General features: G+C 75.9%; 17 protein-coding genes and 1 pseudogene. 9 read left to right on the top strand and 9 right to left on the bottom strand.

What is annotated here, in order from left to right; genetic code table 11:
- Nucleotides 1-1383, top strand: coding sequence for a cobyrinate a,c-diamide synthase (locus QMQ26_RS25945; protein ID WP_404814208.1), 1383 nt, complete (start codon nt 1-3; stop codon nt 1381-1383).
- 96 nt (nt 1384-1479) lie between these two features.
- On the opposite strand, the gene QMQ26_RS25940 is transcribed toward QMQ26_RS25945, so the two are convergent.
- Together QMQ26_RS25940 and QMQ26_RS25935 are read right to left on the bottom strand one after the other, a co-directional pair.
- Complete coding sequence (locus QMQ26_RS25940; protein ID WP_282202856.1) at nt 1480-2568, bottom strand: DUF4190 domain-containing protein; 1089 nt, start codon at nt 2566-2568, stop codon at nt 1480-1482.
- Nucleotides 2475-3206, bottom strand: coding sequence for a hypothetical protein (locus QMQ26_RS25935; RefSeq protein ID WP_282202855.1), 732 nt, complete (start codon nt 3204-3206; stop codon nt 2475-2477). Before QMQ26_RS25935 ends, QMQ26_RS25940 begins: the two co-directional genes overlap by 94 nt.
- A gap of 147 nt (nt 3207-3353) precedes the next feature.
- Between QMQ26_RS25935 and QMQ26_RS25930 the strand changes: the two genes are divergently transcribed.
- The 6 genes and pseudogenes from QMQ26_RS25930 (at nt 3354) to QMQ26_RS25905 (ending at nt 9666) form a co-directional block, all read left to right on the top strand.
- Nucleotides 3354-4004 (top strand): GntR family transcriptional regulator, encoded by a 651-nt coding sequence (locus QMQ26_RS25930; protein ID WP_282202854.1) that lies wholly within the window; start codon nt 3354-3356, stop codon nt 4002-4004.
- A 5-nt stretch (nt 4005-4009) separates the two neighbouring features.
- The gene (locus QMQ26_RS25925; RefSeq protein ID WP_100840195.1) at nt 4010-4492 is read left to right on the top strand and encodes an OsmC family protein; all 483 of its coding nucleotides are present in this window, start codon (nt 4010-4012) and stop codon (nt 4490-4492) included.
- Between the two features lie 161 nt (nt 4493-4653).
- Nucleotides 4654-5379, top strand: a complete 726-nt coding sequence (locus tag QMQ26_RS25920) for a WXG100-like domain-containing protein (RefSeq protein WP_100840196.1) — start codon at nt 4654-4656, stop codon at nt 5377-5379.
- On the top strand, nt 5376-6677 hold the full coding sequence (locus QMQ26_RS25915) for a DUF6531 domain-containing protein (protein WP_282202853.1): 1302 nt from the start codon (nt 5376-5378) through the stop codon (nt 6675-6677). The genes QMQ26_RS25920 and QMQ26_RS25915 overlap by 4 nt, the downstream gene beginning before the upstream one ends.
- A 1112-nt stretch (nt 6678-7789) precedes the next feature.
- Nucleotides 7790-8782, top strand: a pseudogene (locus QMQ26_RS38740) (RHS repeat-associated core domain-containing protein); the annotation flags it as partial.
- A 392-nt stretch (nt 8783-9174) separates the two neighbouring features.
- Nucleotides 9175-9666, top strand: a complete 492-nt coding sequence (locus QMQ26_RS25905; RefSeq protein WP_282202851.1) for an SUKH-3 domain-containing protein — start codon at nt 9175-9177, stop codon at nt 9664-9666.
- Between the two features lie 21 nt (nt 9667-9687).
- Here the strand turns inward: QMQ26_RS25905 and QMQ26_RS25900 are convergent, their stop codons facing one another.
- The 3 genes from QMQ26_RS25900 to QMQ26_RS25890 form a co-directional block, all read right to left on the bottom strand.
- Nucleotides 9688-10803: a TolB family protein gene (locus QMQ26_RS25900; protein WP_282202850.1), complete on the bottom strand. Its 1116-nt coding sequence runs from the start codon at nt 10801-10803 to the stop codon at nt 9688-9690.
- Nucleotides 10804-10888: 85 nt separating this feature from the next.
- Nucleotides 10889-12190 (bottom strand): MFS transporter, encoded by a 1302-nt coding sequence (locus QMQ26_RS25895; RefSeq protein ID WP_282202849.1) that lies wholly within the window; start codon nt 12188-12190, stop codon nt 10889-10891.
- Between the two features lie 6 nt (nt 12191-12196).
- Nucleotides 12197-13084, bottom strand: a complete 888-nt coding sequence (locus QMQ26_RS25890) for an alkaline phosphatase family protein (RefSeq protein WP_100840200.1) — start codon at nt 13082-13084, stop codon at nt 12197-12199.
- Between the two features lie 267 nt (nt 13085-13351).
- Between QMQ26_RS25890 and QMQ26_RS25885 the strand changes: the two genes are divergently transcribed.
- The gene (locus QMQ26_RS25885) at nt 13352-13777 is read left to right on the top strand and encodes a cobalamin biosynthesis protein (protein ID WP_282202848.1); all 426 of its coding nucleotides are present in this window, start codon (nt 13352-13354) and stop codon (nt 13775-13777) included.
- Nucleotides 13774-14817 carry an Rv2231c family pyridoxal phosphate-dependent protein CobC gene (gene cobC / locus QMQ26_RS25880; RefSeq protein WP_282202847.1) on the top strand — a complete coding sequence of 348 codons (1044 nt, stop codon included), beginning with the start codon at nt 13774-13776 and terminating at the stop codon, nt 14815-14817. Before QMQ26_RS25885 ends, cobC begins: the two co-directional genes overlap by 4 nt.
- Here cobC and QMQ26_RS25875 read toward each other — a convergent pair.
- The 4 genes from QMQ26_RS25875 to QMQ26_RS25860 all read right to left on the bottom strand — a co-directional run bounded on the left by QMQ26_RS25875 (nt 14783) and on the right by QMQ26_RS25860 (nt 17660).
- The gene (locus QMQ26_RS25875; RefSeq protein ID WP_100840202.1) at nt 14783-15016 is read right to left on the bottom strand and encodes a hypothetical protein; all 234 of its coding nucleotides are present in this window, start codon (nt 15014-15016) and stop codon (nt 14783-14785) included. The genes cobC and QMQ26_RS25875 overlap by 35 nt on opposite strands.
- 177 nt (nt 15017-15193) lie before the next feature.
- Nucleotides 15194-15970 (bottom strand): MOSC domain-containing protein, encoded by a 777-nt coding sequence (locus tag QMQ26_RS25870; protein ID WP_282202846.1) that lies wholly within the window; start codon nt 15968-15970, stop codon nt 15194-15196.
- Nucleotides 15967-16503 carry a hypothetical protein gene (locus tag QMQ26_RS25865; RefSeq protein ID WP_282202845.1) on the bottom strand — a complete coding sequence of 179 codons (537 nt, stop codon included), beginning with the start codon at nt 16501-16503 and terminating at the stop codon, nt 15967-15969. The genes QMQ26_RS25870 and QMQ26_RS25865 overlap by 4 nt, the downstream gene beginning before the upstream one ends.
- Entirely contained in the window at nt 16500-17660 is a 1161-nt protein-coding gene (locus QMQ26_RS25860) for a M48 family metallopeptidase (RefSeq protein ID WP_282202844.1), read from the bottom strand. Before QMQ26_RS25860 ends, QMQ26_RS25865 begins: the two co-directional genes overlap by 4 nt.
- Nucleotides 17661-17691: the final 31 nt, after the last annotated feature.

Below are 17691 nucleotides of genomic sequence, written 5' to 3'. Positions count from 1 at the left end.
GTGATACCCCGCCTGGTGGTCGCCGCGCCCTCCTCGGGGGCGGGCAAGACCACGGTGGCCACCGGACTGATCGCGGCGCTGGCCGCGCGCGGGCTGGCGGTCTCCCCGCACAAGGTCGGCCCGGACTACATCGACCCCGGCTACCACGCGCTGGCCGCCGGGCGCCCGGGCCGCAACCTGGACGCCTGGATGAGCGGCCCGGAGCGGATCGCCCCGCTGTTCGCGCACGGCGCGGCCGGGGCGGACGTCGCGGTGGTCGAGGGCGTGATGGGCCTGTACGACGGGGCGGCCGGGCGGGGCGAACTGGCGTCCACGGCGCAGGTGGCGAAGCTGCTGCGGGCGCCGGTGGTGCTGGTGGTGGACGCCTCCTCGCAGTCCCGCTCGGTGGCGGCGCTGGTGCACGGCTTCGCGTCCTGGGACCCGGAGGTCCGGCTGGCCGGGGTGATCCTGAACAAGGTCGCCTCCGACCGGCACGAGACGCTGCTGCGCGAAGCCCTGGAGGAGGGCTCCGGGGTGCCGGTGCTGGGCGCGGTGCGCCGGGCCGGGGCGGTCGACACGCCGTCCCGGCACCTGGGCCTGGTCCCGGCCGTGGAGCGTTCCGCCGAGGCGCTGCGGGCGGTGCGCGAGATGGGCGAACTCGTCGGCCGGTCCGTGGACCTGGACGCGGTGCTGGCGCTGGCCCGCACCGCCCCGCCGCTGTCCGCCGCGCCCTGGGACCCGGCGGCCGAGGTCGAGCCGCTCACCGGGCCCCGGCCGCGGGTCGCGCTGGCGGGCGGCGCGGCGTTCTCCTTCTCGTACGCGGAGAACGCCGAACTGCTGGCCGCCGCCGGGGCCGAGGTGGTGCCGTTCGACCCGCTGCACGACGAGCGGCTGCCCGAGCGGACGGCCGCGCTGGTGATCGGCGGCGGCTTCCCCGAGGTGTACGTCACCGAGCTGAGCGCCAACGCGGCGCTGCGCGGGGCGGTCGCCGACCTGGCCGCGAGCGGTGCGCCGGTGGTCGGCGAGTGCGCCGGACTGCTGTACCTGGGACGGGAGTTGGACGGCCTGCCGATGTGCGGGGTGCTGGACTCCACGGCCCGGATGACGCCCCGGCTGACCCTCGGCTACCGGGAGGCGGTGGCGCTCGCCGACTCGCCGCTGGCGGCGGCCGGCACCCGGGTGCGCGGCCACGAGTTCCACCGCACCGCCACCGACCCGGCGGCCGGCCCGTCCCCCGCCTGGGGCTGGCGCACCCCCGCCGGCCCGCACACCGAGGGCCACCTGCACGGCTCGGTGCACGCCTCCTACCTGCACCTGCACTGGACCGGCGCGCCCGCGCTGCCCGCCCGGCTGGTCCGGCACGCCGCCGCGTGGGCGGCCGGGCGGGCGGCCGGGCGGGGCTGAACCCGGGCGCGGGCGGGTGACCCGGGCCGGACGCGGCCGGGGCCGGGTGACGGGGTGTCACCCGGCCCCGGTGGGGCGGCACGGGACGCGGCGGGGTCAGACCGCCTGGTTCGAGGGGTGCTTGGCGGGCTCCTGGTCGTGGGTGGCCAGGCCCAGCCCGCGGCGCAGGTCGAGGATCAGGTCGTCGCCCAGGTGCTGGTAGCCGGCCGTCAGCTCGCGTTCGATGTCCTCGGCGCCGGTCAGCTTCCCGGCGGCCCGGAAGTGCCGGGCGGCCTCCCGGGACTCGCCCACCAGCCGGTCGACGGTCTTCCGGTCGGCGGTGGTCCACTGCGCCCCGGCGAGCAGCGCGGCCTGCTTGTCGGCGGCGGCGGCCAGCCCGTCGGCCCAGGTGCGGAACGCCGCCGGGTCGTCCGCGACGTCGAGGTCCTCGTTCGGGGCCTCGGCCCAGGCCCGGTCGAACTGGTTGGTGGCCAGCAGCAGGTGCAGCTGGTCGGAGGTCAGGGTGGTCTGGTCCTTGCGCAGCGGGGCGGTGAGCGGCTTGCTGTCGGTGAAGAAGCAGACCAGCCGTCGGCCGCCGACCGCGTCCCAGCTGTTCCGGTCGGGGTAGACGTAGCGGTAGTCCAGCGAGTCGCCGAGCGTCCAGGTGTCCATCACGTACTGGTCGACGTGGTCGGTGCAGCCCTTCTCCGCCTCGTCCTCCAGCACGCTCGTGGCCGGGTAGTCGCCCGTCTCGACCGGGATGCCGGTCCAGAAGACCTCGCCCTTGTGCGGCTGCGCGCAGTCGACCCGCTTGGTCACCAGCGTCCCGACCAGGTCGAAGCACTCGCCGACCTCCAGCCGCAGCGCGGAGGCGGCCGGCACCACCGCGGAACCGTGGCGGGTGGAGGTCGGGCGGCCGTCGCCGTCGTCCTGGCCGGAGGCCGGGTCGAGGGCGTTGGCGACCAGCACGACCGCGAAGAGCACCGCCCAGATCGAGCCGATCACGATGGCCGAGATCGCCAGGCCCCGGCCGCGCTCGCCGGTCCGCTTGATCTGGCGCAGCGCGATCGGGCCCATGATGACGGCGGCGGTGCCGAAGAAGCACAGGAAGCTCACCACCAGCGAGGCGATGGCCAGCCCGTTGGTGTACAGCGACCGCTGCTGCGGGAACGCCGGGTAGCCGGGCGCCCCGAACTGACCCGGCACCTGGCCGGGCACCTGGCCCGGGTACGGGCCCGGGCCGGGGTACGGGCCCTGCGGGGCGGGAAGGCGCCGCTCCCCCACGGCTGCCGGCCGTCCGGGGCGGGGGCCCACGGGTTGGCGGCGGGCGCGGGCGCACCGGTCTCCGCCGCACCGGCCGCGGGGGCCGCGGAGGCCGTGGCGCCGGGTGCGGGGGCCGCCCACGGGTTGGCGGCGGGAGCGGGCGCGGGCGCGGGAGCGGGAGCGGGAGTCGCGGCGGCTGCCTCGGCGGCTGCACCGGGGGCGGGCACCGCCCACGGGTTGACCGGCTGCGGGGCGACGGGCGCGGCGGCGGCATCCGCAGCGGACACGGTGTCGGCGACGGGCACGGTGTCGGCGACGGGCGCGGCGGCGGCAGCGGGCTCGGCGGTGTCGCGCTTCGCGAAGGAGACGGCGGGGACGGTCCGCTGGGCCTCAGCGGTCGGCTCGGCGCCCGCCTCCGCCTCCATCTGCGCCCCCGGCCCCGCCTCAGCGGCCCCGGCGGCGGGCTTCTCCAGCGAGAGGGCAGGCGGGGCGGCCGGAGCGCCGTCCCGGGCGTCGGCCCGGGCGTCGGCCCGGGCGTCGTCCGGGCCGTCCTTCCCGGTGCCCTCCTGGTCGAGCGGCATGGCTGTTCCCCCTGCGAGTGAAACTGGTCGAGGCTGCGCGAATATAGCGGACCGGGCCGTCGGCGCCCCACCGAGTTCCCCACCTGCGACTGTGCCGCACGCGCAGGGTCATTGCATGCAATGCATGCAGCGCTCTACGCTGGCCCGGTGCAGACCGAGAGCACCCGCGTGCGACTGCGGGAACTGATCCTGGACGGCCACTACCCGCCGGGCTCCCGGCTGGGCGAGATGGAGGTCGCCGGGGCGCTGGGGGTGAGCCGCACGCCGGTGCGGGAGGCGTTCCGGGCGCTGGCCTCGGACGGGCTGCTGGCCCCGGCCGGGCGGGGCGTGCGGGTGGTGCGGCTGGACGGCGCGGAGCTGGTGCACGTCTACCGGGTGCGGGCCGCGCTGGAGGCGCTGACGGCCGAGCTGGCGGCCGAGCGGCAGCGGGCGGGGCGGCTGGCCCCGGCCGAGCTGGCCGACCTGGCCGCGCTCGCCGACCGCACCCACCGGGCCACCGTGGACGGGGAGTTGACCGCGGCGGTGCGGCTGAACCGGGCCTTCCACCGGCAGGTCGCCGAGCTGGCGGCCAACCCGGTGGCGCTGCACAGCCTGGACCGGCTGTGGGACCAGATCCAGGTCTCCACCCGGCGCACCCTCGGCCCGCCCGGACGCACCGCCCTGGTCGACGCCCAGCACCGCGACCTGCTCGCCGCGATCACCGCCGGGGACGGGGCCGCCGCCGCGGCGGCGGCCCGCCGGCACGTCCTGGACACCTGCGCGGCCGACCGACCGGCCGCGCCCGACGACACGGAGTGACCCGCATGGCCTTCTCCCACGACCACCACTACGCGGTCCGGGTCGAGTGGACCGGCGACCTCGGCACCGGCACCGACCACTACCGCTCCTACGCCCGGGACCACACGGTCTCGGCCGAGGGCCTGCCGGACGTCCTGGGCAGCGCCGACCCGACCTTCCGCGGCGACCGCTCCCGGTGGAACCCGGAGCAGCTGCTGCTGGCCGCGCTCGCCCAGTGCCACCTGCTCTCCTACCTGCACCACTGCGCGGTCAACGGCGTCGTGGTGCGCTCCTACGCGGACGACTCCACCGGCACCATGCGCACCGAGGGCAACGGCGGCCGGTTCACCGAGGTGGTGCTCCGCCCGCGGATCGAGGTCGCCGAGGAGTCGATGCGCGCGCAGGCGCTGGCCCTGCACGGCCCGGCGTCCCGGGACTGCTTCATCGCCTCCTCGGTGAACTTCCCGGTCCGCCACGAGCCGGTGGTGACCGTCCGCCCGGCCGGCTGACCGACCGTCCGCCCGGCTGACCGACCGTCCGCCCGGCTGGCCGACCGACCGGCTGAGCGACCGCACCGGCGCCCGTGCCGCCCGGCAACCGTTCCGCCGGTCGGTACGTCCGGGTATTTTGGCACCCACGCACACGCGCAGGTCAGGAAAACGGGGGCACCATGGCGATCGAACTGCCCGGCGAGGTGGTGGACTTCCTCTCGATCATCGGCATCAACTGGCCGACGGTGAACGAGGACAAGGTCCGCGAGTTCGCGGGCCACGTACGGGAGTTCGCGGAGAACGTGGACGCCTCGCACCAGCAGTCCACGGCGACCGTCCAGCAACTGGGCCAGGCCTACGAGGGCGCCTCCTACGAGGCGCTGCTCACCAAGTGGGCGGCCGTCTCCGACCAGCACCTGAACGAACTCGTCCAGGCCTGCCACGTGGTGGCGCAGGCACTGGACGCGGCGGCGGACGTGATCGTGGCGATGAAGGTGGAGACCATCGCCGAACTGGTCGCGCTGGCCGCCGCGTTCGTCGCCGACCAGGCCGCCGCGATCGCCACCCTCGGCGCGGCCGAAGCCGCGGTCCTCCTGATCGAGGAGGCCGCCAAACGCCTGATCAACTACCTGGAACAACAACTGGAGCAGTACGTCATCGGCCAGGTGGTGGAAGCCGCCATCAACCCGCTGGTGGACACCGTCGCCAACGCCGTCCAGGGCATGGTCTTCCAGGCCGCCGAAGGCGCGCTCGGCGTCTCCGCCGCCGGCGCGGGCGGCACCGGCTTCCGCATCGACCCCGACGCCCTGGACGAACACGCCCGCACGATGCACGACCACGCCGAGACCGTCGCCGGCCACGCCCAGGTCTTCCAGTCGAAGATCGCGGGAGTGAGCTTCGAGTGAGCAACCAGATCGTCAAAGCACTCGAACACGGCGCGCAGAAGCTCGGCAAGACACTCGCCGAGGACGCCGGCAAGGCGTTGAAGTCCTTCTACCGCAAGGCCGGCGACAACCTGAGGACCGTCGCCAAGAACACCCGCGAGATCGAGCAGAAGCACGTCAAGGACCTGGAGAAGATCCTCAAGGGCGAGGGCAGGGACGGCGTCCCGCACCCCCGTTCGGGCGGCGGCGGGCGCGGGTCCGCCCCGCACAACGAGGGCCGGGGCCGCGAGCGGGTGGCGGACCCGCACCGGCCGGGCCGGCCGCCCGAGTCGCGCTGCCAGGGCGGCGAGCCGGTCGACGTGGCGACCGGCGTGATGTTCATCGAGCAGCAGGACGTCGCCCTGCCCGGCGCGCTGCCGCTGCTGTTCAAGCGCTCCTACGAGTCGGACCACCGGGCCGGCTGGTGGATGGGCCCGACGTGGGCCTGCACCTTCGACGAGCGGCTGGAGATCGACGCCGAGGGCGTCGTCCACCTCACCCCCGACCGCACCGCCCAGGCGTACCCGCACCCCGCGCCCGGCGAGCCCAGCCGGGCCGGCGCCGGCGCCCGGCTGGACCTCGCGCTCGCCCCGGACGGCGGCGGCTACACGCTGACCGACCGCGCCGGGGGCCTGGTCAAGGAGTTCACCCGCCGCCCGGCCGGGGACGTCGCCCTGCTGACCGCCGTCCGGGACCGTTCCGGCCACCGGGTGGACCTCGTCCACGACGCCGACGGCGTCCCGCTCTCGCTCACCCACTCCGGCGGCTACCAGGTACTGGTGACCGTCGACGGCGGCCGGATCACCGCGCTGCGCCTGGCCGGCGCGGGCGAGGAGGGCCGCGACCTGCTGCTGGCCCGGTACGGCTACACCGACGGGCACCTGAGCTCGGTCTACGACTCCTCCGGAAGGCCGCTGCGGTTCGGCAACGACGCCGCCGGCCGGATCACCGCCTGGACCGACCGCAACGGCACCGAGTACCGCTACACCTACGACGCCCGGGACCGGGTCACCGACGAGGGCGCCGCCGACGGCACCCTGCGCTTTCACTTCGAGTACGGCGAGCCGGACCCGGACACCGGTCTGCGGACCACCACGGAGACCAACGCCCTCGGGCACACCACCACCTACACCGTCAACGAGCGCCACCAGATCACCGCGATCACCGACCCGCTCGGAACACCACCCGCTTCGAACGCGACGCGCACGACCGGCTGCTGTCGCGCACCGACCCGCTCGGCCGCACCACGCACTTCGCCCACGACGGCGTCGGCGACCTGACCGCCGTCACCCGCCCGGACGGCGAGCGGTCCACCGCGGCGTACTTCGGCGACACCAGCCTGCCCACCGAGATCACCCGACCGGGCGGCCTGACCTGGCGCCAGACCTACGACGCGGCCGGCCGGCGCACCTCGGTCACCGAGCCGACCGGCGCCACCACCCGCTACCGGTACGACGAGGACGGCCACCTGGCCGCCGTCACCGACCCGCTGGGCCACTCCACCCTGGTGCGCTGCAACCCGGCCGGCCTCCCGGTCGAGATCACCGACCGGGACGGCGCCACCACCCGCTACCGGCGGGACGCCTTCGGCCGGATCACCGCCGTCACCGACCCGCTGGGCGCCGTCACCCGGCTGGAGTGGACCCCCGAGGGCCGGCTGCGCGCCTGCACCGCGCCCGACGGCACCACCGAGACCTGGACGTACGACGACGAGGGCAACCTGCTGGTCCGCACCGACGGGCTGGGCCGGGCCACCAGGTACGAGTACACCCCGTTCGAGACGGTCGCCGCCCGGACCGACCCCGACGGCACCCGGCTGGTCTTCGACTACGACGCCGACATGAACCTGGTGGCCGTCACCGACCCGCTGGGCCGCCGGTGGAGCTACGCGTACGACGCCGCCGGGCGGCTGGTCGGCGAGCGCGACTTCGACGGCCGGACGGTCGGCTACCAGCTGGACGCGGCCGGGCAGGTGGTCGCCCGCACCACCCCGACCGGCAGCCTGGTCCGCTACGCCTACGACCTGCTGGGGCAGGTGGTCGCCAAGGACGTCGACGGAGCCGCCACCACCTACGCCTACGACCCGGCCGGGCACCTGCTGCGGGCCACCGGGCCGGACGCCGAGGTGCTGCGCACCGTCGACGCGCTGGGCCGCGTCCTCACCGAGACGGTCGACGGCCGCACCCTCACCCACACCCGCGACCCGCTGGGCCGCAGCGTGCGCCGCACCACCCCGGCCGGCCACGCCAGCGACTGGGCCTACGACCCGGAGGGCCGCCGGACCGCGCTGGCCACCGCCGCCGGCACCCTGGAGTTCCGCTACGACGAGGTCGGCCGGGAACTCGAACGCTCCCTCGGCGAACGGCTGACCCTGGCCAGCAGCTGGGACACCGAGCACCGGCTGACCGGCCAGATCCTGCGCTCCGAACGGGACGTCCTGCAGCGCCGCGACTACGCCTACCGCGCCGACGGCCTGCTGACCGGCGTCGACGACCGGCTGAACGGCCTGCGCACCTTCGAGCACGACGCCGCCGACCGGGTCACCGCCGTCCGGGCCGAGGGCTGGACCGAGAGCTACGCCTACGACCCGGTCGGCAACCTCACCGAGGCCGACTGGCCCGCCACCGGCGCCACCGAGGCCGCCCGCGGCAGCCGCGTCCACACCGGCACCCGGCTCACCGCCGCCGGCCGGGTCCGCTACGAGCACGACGCCGCCGGACGCACCGTCCTGCGGCAGGTCACCCGGCTGTCGCGGAAGCCCGACACCTGGCACTACAGCTGGGACGGCGAGGACCGCCTCACCGGCGTCACCACCCCCGACGGCACCCGCTGGCGCTACCTGTACGACCCGTTCGGGCGGCGGACCGCCAAGCACCGGCTGGCCGCCGACGGGACCACCGTCGAGGAGCGCACCGAGTTCACCTGGGACGGCTCCGTCCTGGTCGAGCAGACCACCTCGGCGCCCTACCTGCCCGGCCCGCACACCCTCAGCTGGGACCACAAGGGGCTCCAGCCGCTCGCCCAGACCGAGACCATCACCGACCGGGAGCAGGTCGACCGGCGCTTCTTCGCCATCGTCACCGACCTGGTCGGCACCCCCACCGAACTCGTCGACCCGGCCACCGACACCATCGCCTGGCGGGCCACCCCCACCGTGTGGGGCCACACCACCTGGCCCGGCGACAGCACCACGTACACCCCGCTGCGCTTCCCCGGCCAGTACTTCGACCCGGAGACCCGGCTCCACTACAACCTCAACCGCTACTACGACCCCGAGACGGCCCGCTACACCAGCCCCGACCCGCTCGGCCTCTCGCCCGCGCCCAACCCGCACGCGTACGTCCACAACCCGCACACCTGGGCCGACCCGCTCGGCCTGATGCCGGAGGCGTCCGGCGACCTCAAGAAGGAACTGATGGAGCTGGGCAAGAAACGCGCCCAGCAGGTCGCCGCCGGGCTCGGCGAGGACGAGACGCCGCCGGGCGCCTACACGGTGGGCCGCGACCGCACCACCGGCAGGACCTACTACGGTGAGAGCGGCCCGGAGAGCGGGCACCACCAGAAGGTCAACGAGGCGATGCCCGCCGAGTCGCAGCGCACCGACGGCCGGCCGCCGGGGGTGTGCGGCGAGCCGCGGATGTTCACCAACGCGGCCAAGGACGGCGCGGACCCGAAGAACATCGACCTGGTCACCGTCAACACCAAGGGCAAGAAGTTCAAGATGTGCGAGAACTGCGGAAGTTGGGTCCCCCACTTCGGAGGCGAGGTACTGACCGGATGAGCGGCACCGACGGGCGCACGGGCGTCCCGGCCCTGCGGGAGGCGCTGGGCGGCGCGGCGGAGGTCGAGGTCCACCCGTTCGACCCGGAGCGGGCGTGCGCGGACTACGCCGAGGAGGGCTACCAGGTCACCGACCGGCTGCGGGAGTTCCTGGCCGCCTGGGGCGGGCTGACGGTGACCTGGCGGTTCCGCGGCGCCGAGACGGCCCTGACCACCGCGACCGAGCCGACCCTGGAGTCCACCCACGCCTTCCCGCGCAGCGTGGGGATCTGGTCCCGGCGGCTGGGGCAGCAGGTGGCCCTGGTCGGCACCGCCTTCGGCACCGAGGAGGCGCTGCTGCTGGCCGAGGACGGCGACGTGCTGCTGGTCGGCGACGCCGGCTTCCAGCGGGTCGGCCACGGCTTCGCGGAGGCGGTCCGGCGCCTGGTCGCCGCCGACTACGACCGGACGTTCTTCTGGCCCGACCCGCCGACGCCCGCCGCCGGTTAGCTCCGGTCCGGGCGGGCGCCGTCAGCCCAGGTAGGCCGGGGCGACCGCGGAGCGGACCAGCAGCGCGGGCGCGCCGCTGCCGTCGGCCGGGACGCTCCACAGGTCGGAGCCGTAGTCGCCGGGCATCGAGTAGAGCAGGGTGTGGTCGTCGGACCAGAGCGCCTGGTCGTCGATGTTGCGCTGCTCGGCGGTCGCGGTCTCGGTCATGGTGGCCAGGTCCAGCACGTACAGCCGCCACGGGGCGGCCGGGTCCGCGTCGGCGACCCGCTTCTTGTAGGCGACCCGGGTGCCGTCCGGCGACAGCGAGGGGCACTCGACGTTCTGGTGCAGGGTGGTGAGCGTGCGGGCCGCCAGGTCGCCCCTGACCAGGTAGGTCCGGCCGCCGGTGGCGACCGTCGCGTAGAAGCCGCTGTCGTCGGCGAAGGTCACGCCCCAGACGTTGACGTCGGCGGCCTGCACCTGGTGCCCGTCCCGGAGCAGCCGGAAGTTCTCCAGGTTGTCGTAGAACGTCCAGTCGCGGGTGTCGACGATCGCGGTGCGGGTGGAGAAGTCGGTGCCCGCGTACGAGTCGCCGCTGACGAACACCGTCCAGCCGACCAGGTGCCCGGACGGGGAGACCCGGGCCCGGGTCGGGATGCCCGGGGCGGGGAAGCGCCGGACCTCGTGCAGCGCGGAGTCCAGCACCGAGGCGTGGTAGGTGTCGTCCAGCGCGCCGCGCTCGGCCTGCAGGCAGATGCCGGTGCCGCCGGCGGCGTGGAAGCGCAGGCACTTGACCCCGGACGCGGTGCGCGGCCCGTCCGGGTCTTCGGCGGGCACCGCGGCGACCTCGTCGCGGTGCGGGCCCCAGGCCAGGTTGCGGATCAGCAGCTGCCGCCCGCCGGACGCGTCCAGCGCGACCCTCCCCTCGTGCACCGGCGGCCCGCCCGCCTGTTCCTGGTCGCGGCGGTCGGAGCGCTGCGCGGCGTACCGCACCGCGACGGTGCCGACGGTGGCCAGCAGCAGCACGGCGAGCAGCAGCACCAGCAGCTTGCGCCGGACCGACGCGGGGCCGTCGGGGGCGGTCGCGGACGCGTCGGGGCCGGGGGCGGCACCGGGGTCGGAACCGGGGTCGGGGTCGACGGCGGCGGGAGCGGTCATGCCAGTGCCCTCCGGGCGGGGATGCGGGGCGTATGGGGCGGGTCGGTGCGGGGCCGGTACGGGGGTCGGTACGGGTGACGGCCGGTCAGGCGGTGTCGGCCGGGCCCGCGGTGGGGCGCAGCAGCCGGGTGGCGGCGAGGGCGGTCGCGGCGAGGGCCGCCGCGGTGACGGCGAGGGCGGGGCGGGGGCCCCAGACCGACCAGGCGGCGCCGAAGGCCAGCGAGCAGGTGAAGCGGGCCAGCGCCTGGCCGGTGCCGACCAGGGCCTGCCCGGCGCCCTGCCGGTCGTCGGGGACGGTGGCGGCGGTGGCGGCAGCCAGCACGCCGTCGGTGGCGGCGTAGAAGGTGCCGTGCAGCAGCAGGACCAGCGCCGCGGCGGGCAGCCCGCGCAGCGGGGAGAGGACCACCGCGTAGCCGCCGAGCAGGACGGCGTGGCCGAGCAGGAACAGGGTGCGGCGGCCGATCCGGTCGGCGGCCAGGCCGAGCGGGACGGCGAGCAGCAGGAAGACCGCGGCGGTGCCGAGCGGCAGCAGCGGGAACAGGTGCGCGGGCAGGTCGAGTTGGCGCTGGAGCAGCAGGTAGAGGAAGGAGTCGCTGACGGTGGTGAGGCCGAGCAGCACGGCGGCCAGGGTGAGCCGGCGCAGCGCGGGCCGGGACAGCAGGGCGAGCGCGTCGCGCAGGGTGGGCCGGGGCCCGGTCGGGGCGGCGGCGGGCCGGCCGTCCCGGGCGGGCCGGGCCGGGACGAACAGCACCAGCAGCAGCACGCCGAGCGCCGCGACGCAGCCGGAGACCGTGAACACCGCGCCGTAGGAGGACCGTTCGGCCCGGTCGTCGGCGATCCGCAGGACCGCGAAGGCCAGCAGCGGGCCGATCAGCGCGCCGGTGGTGTCCATCGCGCGGTGCACGCCGAACGCCCGGCCGCGGTGCTCGGGCGCGGTGGCCAGCGAGATCATCGCGTCGCGCGGGGCGGTGCGCAGGCCCTTGCCGGTGCGGTCGACCGCCAGCACGGCGCCGATCAGCGGCAGGGTGTGGACCAGCAGCAGCAGCGGTTTGCAGAGCGCGGACAGGCCGTAGCCGAGCCCGGCGACCAGCTTGTGGCCGCGTCCGCCGCGGTCGGCGAAGTGGCCGCCGAGCAGCCGGACCAGCGCGCCGACGCCGTTGTTGATGCCGTCGAGCAGGCCGAAGCCGAGCGGGGACAGGCCCAGCGCGGTGACCACGTACAGCGGCAGGACCGCGCTGACCATCTCCGATGAGACGTCGGTGACCAGGCTGACCGCGCCGAGCGCGAGCACGGTGCCGGGGACGGCGGCGCGCCGCCCCGGGCGGGTGCCCGGGACGACGGCCGCGGCGCGGTCACTCTTGGTGGAGCGGGCGTCCGCGAGGTACATCGGGCGTCAGTTCCAGATGCCGGTGATGTCGGTGGCGGAGGCGGCGTTGCCGGCGTGGGTGCTCAGGCCCGCCAGGTCCTCCAGGGTGCGCAGCACGTTGTAGTGGTTGTAGGTGGTGGAGGTGCTGGAGCCGGCGACGACGTGCTCGCCGTAGACCAGGGTCGGGATGCGGTTGCCGGAGAGGCTGTTGTCCTCGTCGAAGGTGACGATCAGCAGGCTGTTGTGGGTCTTGGCCCAGCTGGCGTACCCGCCGAGGTTGTTCTTGATCCAGGTGTCGCCGGTGGAGACCGAGCAGTCGTGCATGTCGCTGCACAGGTTCGGCACCACGAAGGAGACCTTCGGCAGCGTCGAGTAGTCGGTGGGGAACTGGGCGAAGGTGTACGCGGTGCTGGTCGGCACGTTGGAGAAGCCGAACCACGGGTTGTGCTTCTGCGCGTACTTGCCGCTGGAGCAGACCGTGGAGCCCTGGCTGGGCAGGGTCTCGTTGTACGAGCCCCAGGTCTTGCCCGCGGCGATCAGCTCGGAGGCCAGGTTGGCCGCGCCCTTCGAGCCGACGCCGACGCAGCTGTCGTCCGTGCGGCCCTGGTTGGAGCCGGAGAACAGCATGTAGTAGTTGGGCTCCGACGGGTGGGTCAGGCCGTAGGACTGGGTCAGGCTGGCGCCGCCGGCCTTGATCGTGTTGTTCAGGTACGGGGCGCTGGAGCTGCCGACGACCTGGCTGTAGGCGTGGTTCTCCATCACCACCACGATCACGTGGTCGGGGCTGGGCAGCGCGGCGGCCTGGGCGGCGGTGCCGGTGGCGGCCCACAGGCCGAACGAGGCGGCGGTGAGGGCGACGGCGCTGCCGATCGCGGTCAGGCGGCGCTTGGCGCGGCGGCTGAGCTGAGCGGACATCTCGGGGGTCCTCCGGGGCGGGAAGGTGCCGGACAGGGGTGGTGGAGCGCCCGAAAGGCTAGGGCGGCGTCCATGGCCGCCGGGACTTTTGACACATGAAGAACAAGCGAACGGTTGGCTGAGCAACTTCGCCGCGCCGACGCTTTTCGGCCGACCGGGCGACGCTTCTCACACCTGTCCCGATTGACCCTGCTCGGACCGACATGGTGGGATTCCAGGCGGCCCGGCGGACGGCCGGCACGGAGCGGAACGGACGGGAGGCCGGGCGTGGCGGACGGCGCACCCGACCCCCCGGCGCGCGCCCCCCGGCTGGTGCTCGGCCTCGGACTGCGGCGCGGCACCCCCGCCGCCGACCTGCTGCGCACCGTCGACGCGGCGCTGGCCGCCCTCGGCCTGGACCGCACCGACCTCGCCCTGGCCGCCACCCTGGACGGCAAGCTCGACGAGCCCGGACTGCTGGCCGCCGTACGGGAGTTGGGCGTCCCGCTGACCGGCCACCCGGCCGCCGTGCTGGCCGCCGTCCCGGTGCCCGGCGGCTCCGCCCGGGTCGCGGCCGCGGTCGGCACCCCCAGCGTCGCCGAAGCCGCCGCGCTCGCCTCGGCCGGGCCCGGCGCACGCCTGCTCGCCCCGCGCACCGCCACCGCCTCGGCCACCGCCGCGCTCGCCGCACCGCCCCAGGAGGACAACAGGTGAACCAGCAGCCCGATCTGCGCCATCACGGCGACGCCGAAGTGCGCGCCGCCGGGCTGGTCGACCTCGCCGTCAACGTCCGCACCGGCACCCCGCCGGCCTGGCTGCGCGCCCGCCTCGCCGCGACCCTCGGCGACCTGGCCGCCTACCCCGACGGCACCGCCGCCCGCGCCGCCGTCGCCGCCCGGCACGGCCGCCCCGCCGCGGAGGTGCTGCTCACCGCGGGCGCCGCCGAGGGCTTCGTGCTGCTCGCCCGGGTCCTGCGGCCGCGCCGCGCGGTGGTCGTGCACCCCCAGTTCACCGAGCCGGAGGCGGCGCTGCGGGACGCCGGGCACCCCGTCCACCGGGTGCTGCTCACGCCCGAGCAGGGCTTCCGGCTGCCGCCCGGCGCGGTGCCCGAGGACGCCGACCTGGTGGTGATCGGCAACCCCACCAACCCCACCTCCGTCCTGCACCCGGCCGCCGCCCTCGCCGCGCTGGCCCGGCCCGGCCGCACCCTGGTGGTCGACGAGGCCTTCATGGACACCGACCCCGGCGAGCCGCAGAGCCTCGCCGCCGTCCGCGACCTGCCCGGCGACGTGGTCGTGCTGCGCAGCCTCACCAAGACCTGGGGCCTGGCCGGCCTGCGGATCGGCTACCTGCTCGCCCCCGCCCCGCTGGTGGCCGCACTGGCCGCCGCGCAGCCGCTCTGGCCGGTCTCCACGCCCGCGCTGGCCGCCGCCGAACTCTGTTCCGGCCCGGCCGCCCTGGCCGAGGCGGACCGCGCCGCGCGCACCACCGCCGCCCACCGCGAGCACCTGCTGGCCGGGCTGGCCGCGCTCCCCGGCGTCCGCGTCCACGGCACCCCGGCCGCGTCCTTCGTGCTGGTCCGGCTGGCGGGCGCCGACGCCGTCCGCGCCCGCCTGCGCGAAGCGGGCTACGCCGTCCGGCGCGGCGACACCTTCCCGGGCCTCGGCCCGGACTGGCTGCGCCTGGCCGTCCGCGACCCGGCCACCACCGACGCCTTCCTCACCGCGCTGCGAGCCGCGCTCGCCGCGCGCTAGCCACCCGCCTGCGCACCCCGTAGTAGCGGGCCACCAGGATGCCGATCAGCGGCCCGAGCAGCAGCACCGGGGCCGAGAACGCGGCGGCCAGCGAGTGCCCGGTGGCCAGCGAGACGGCGAACCAGACGGCGTACACCACCAGGAAGACGAAGACGGGCCACAGCAGCGCCCGGCGCGGGGAGATCACCTGGTTGCTCATCCGATCTGTCCTTTCGAAGCGGAACGTCCCGGCCGCCGCACCCGGCGCACCCGCCCTCCGCTCCGGTCGCCCCGTCGGCGGGGTGCCGGGCGGCTGGTACCGGTTCGGGTGCCCGGGGGCGGGCGGTTCATGCCGTCCGCCCGAACGGCCGCCGAGCTCCCGGCACTTGCCGCCCCCTCAGTGCAGCGTGACCGCGTCCCCCGGTGCCACCGTCCCCGGGACGACGACCTGGGCGTAGGCGCCCAGGCAGGGCAGCGGCGGCAGTTCGGGCAGCGGCCGGACCCGGTTCTCCCGGGCGGGGCGGCGCAGCGCCTCCGGGTCGGCGGGGAGGGCGCCGTGGGCCAGGGTGGGGATCGCGCAGCGCGGGGTGGTCGCGATGACCCGCAGGCGCAGGCGGGGGCCGACGGCGAGTTCGCGGCCGACCCAGGCGTTCTCGGCGTACGGCCCGCCGTCGTGGTCGATCACCAGGTTGGGGCGGTAGCGGGCGGCGGGGGCGCCGGCCAGGCTCGCGGTGGTGACCAGGTGCAGCGGGGCGAAGTCGAAGAAGCTGCCGGGCGCCGCCGCCCCGCCGAACTCCTGCACGGTGTACTCGACTTCGGCGTCGATCCCGGCGGCGAGCACCTGCTCGGGGACGGAGCGGCGCAGCGTCGCCCCGGGCGGGCGCTCCTCGATCAGCCGGACGGGGCGGCCGAGCAGGGCGGAGATCGCCGCGTCGTCGAGTGCGGCGCCGTCGGGGCCGGTGATCCGCACCCCGCCGTCCCCCGTCTCGGCCCGCAGCGTGAGCAGGCGGCGCCAGGTGCGGGGCTCCTTGGCGCTGGCGATCCGGCCGTCGGTGAGGTCGAGCAGGGCGTAGTGGCGGTCGCCGTCCAGGCCGCCCGCGTCGATCCGGGCCCGGGCGACCTCCTCGCCGAGCAGCGACTTGACCGGGTGGCGGTGCAGGGCGGCGAGTCTCAACTCCCGTTCTCCTCGGCCCAGTCGGCGAGCGCGGCGAAGTCGGCGGGGCGCAGACCGCACCGGTGGTCGACGGTCAGGGTGAGCGCGGGGGCCGGGTGGTGGGCGGCGATCCAGGCGGTGTCCTGCGGTTCGATCTCGTCGTCCACCCAGGCGAAGGGGCGGCCGGCCGCCCAGGCGACCAGGTGGCGGGTCTTCCAGTGCAGGCCGTCGGGGTCGCCGTGGTGCATGGACGGCCAGTCGACGTACGGGAGTTCGGGCAGGCCGAGGAGCGGGGCGAGGTGCTCGTTGGCCTCGTCCTTCCAGGTGGTGGCCCAGACGAGTTCGTAGGGCAGGGCGCGCAGCGCCGGGCCGTGTCCGGGGTGCAGCCAGACCCGCAGCGGTTTGGGGGTGCGGATGCCTGCGGCGCGCTGCCGCTCCCGCCAACTGCGCACCGGGAGGCGGTGGGTGAGGTAGCCCTCGGGGCGGCGGTAGGGGCGGCCGACGTAGGGGGCGAGCGGGCCGTCGACGTCGAGCAGCAGCAGCGGGCGGGTCACCGGGCCTCCTCGCGGGCGAGCCAGGCCCGGGCGGCGGCGATCCGGCGGCCGGTGGCGGGGTGGGTGGCGAGCAGCAGCTCGACCGCCCGGGGCGGGTACGGGTCGGCGATGTTGGCGACCGCGAGGCGGCGCTGCATGGCGATGAACTGCTCCGCGTCGCGGGTGAGTTCGAGGGCGTGCCGGTCGGCGCGGGCCTCGATCCGGCGGCTGGCGGCGCACTGCGCGGGGATGCTGAGCGCGCCGAGCAGGGCCGCCAGGGCGGCCAGCAGCGGGAGGGAGCGCGGGTCCTGGGCGCGGTCGGCGCCCGCCGCGTCCAGCAGCGGACGCCAGGCCAGCAGGGCGGCCAGCACGGGCACCACGACGGCCGCGCCGAGCGCGCCCAGGGCGGTGCCGGTGGCGACGTCCCGGTGCTTGACGTGGCCGAGCTCGTGGGCGGCGACCAGTTCGATCTCGCGCGGTTCGGCGGTGGACAGCAGGGTGTCGTACACCACGATCCGCCGGGTCGGGCCGAACCCGGAGACGTACGCGTTCAGCGCGGTGGTGCGACGGGAGGCGTCGGCGACCAGCACCTCGCGCACCGCGACGCCGTCGCGGCGGGCCAACTCCAGCAGCGCGGTGCGCAGTTCGCCCTCGGGCAGCGGGGTGAACCGGTTGAATAGCGGCTCCAGCACCAGCGGGTGCAGGAAGGACAGCACGACGGCCAGCAGCGCCGCCCCGACCGCCCCCGGCACCCACCAGCGGCCCGGCCAGCGGCCGATCAGCGCGTACAGCCCCAGGGCCAGCGGCAGGAAGAGCCCGAGCGTGACGGCCGTGCCGCGCACCACGTCCACCGCCCAGCCGCCCCACCCCTGCGTGACCAACCCGTACCGGGCGGACACCGCCCGCACCCGGGCCGAGAACGGCACGGCCACCACCCGGCCGAGCAGCACCAGCGCCGCGCTCCCCGCCAGCACCTCGGCCGCCCAGCCACCCCCGAACCAGCCACCGACCACACCCACCAGCCCCGCCCCGGCCGAGGTGAAACCGAGCACCACGCTCAGCACCAACCCGGCCACCTGCCCACCCAGCGCCCACGGCAACCGACCCCGACGCAACGCCCGCCCCCGGGCCAGTTCCCCCGGGGTGAAGTCGGCATCAGCGGGCGCGGTATCGGTCATGGGCCCAGCCTAGGGCCCGCGACGCCCCTCG

Origin of the sequence: Kitasatospora fiedleri (assembly GCF_948472415.1) — a bacterium.
In the GTDB taxonomy this organism is placed as follows: domain Bacteria; phylum Actinomycetota; class Actinomycetes; order Streptomycetales; family Streptomycetaceae; genus Kitasatospora; species Kitasatospora fiedleri.
The sequence above is the reverse complement of the archived record's forward strand: the minus strand, read 5'-3'. Positions and strand labels throughout refer to the sequence as shown.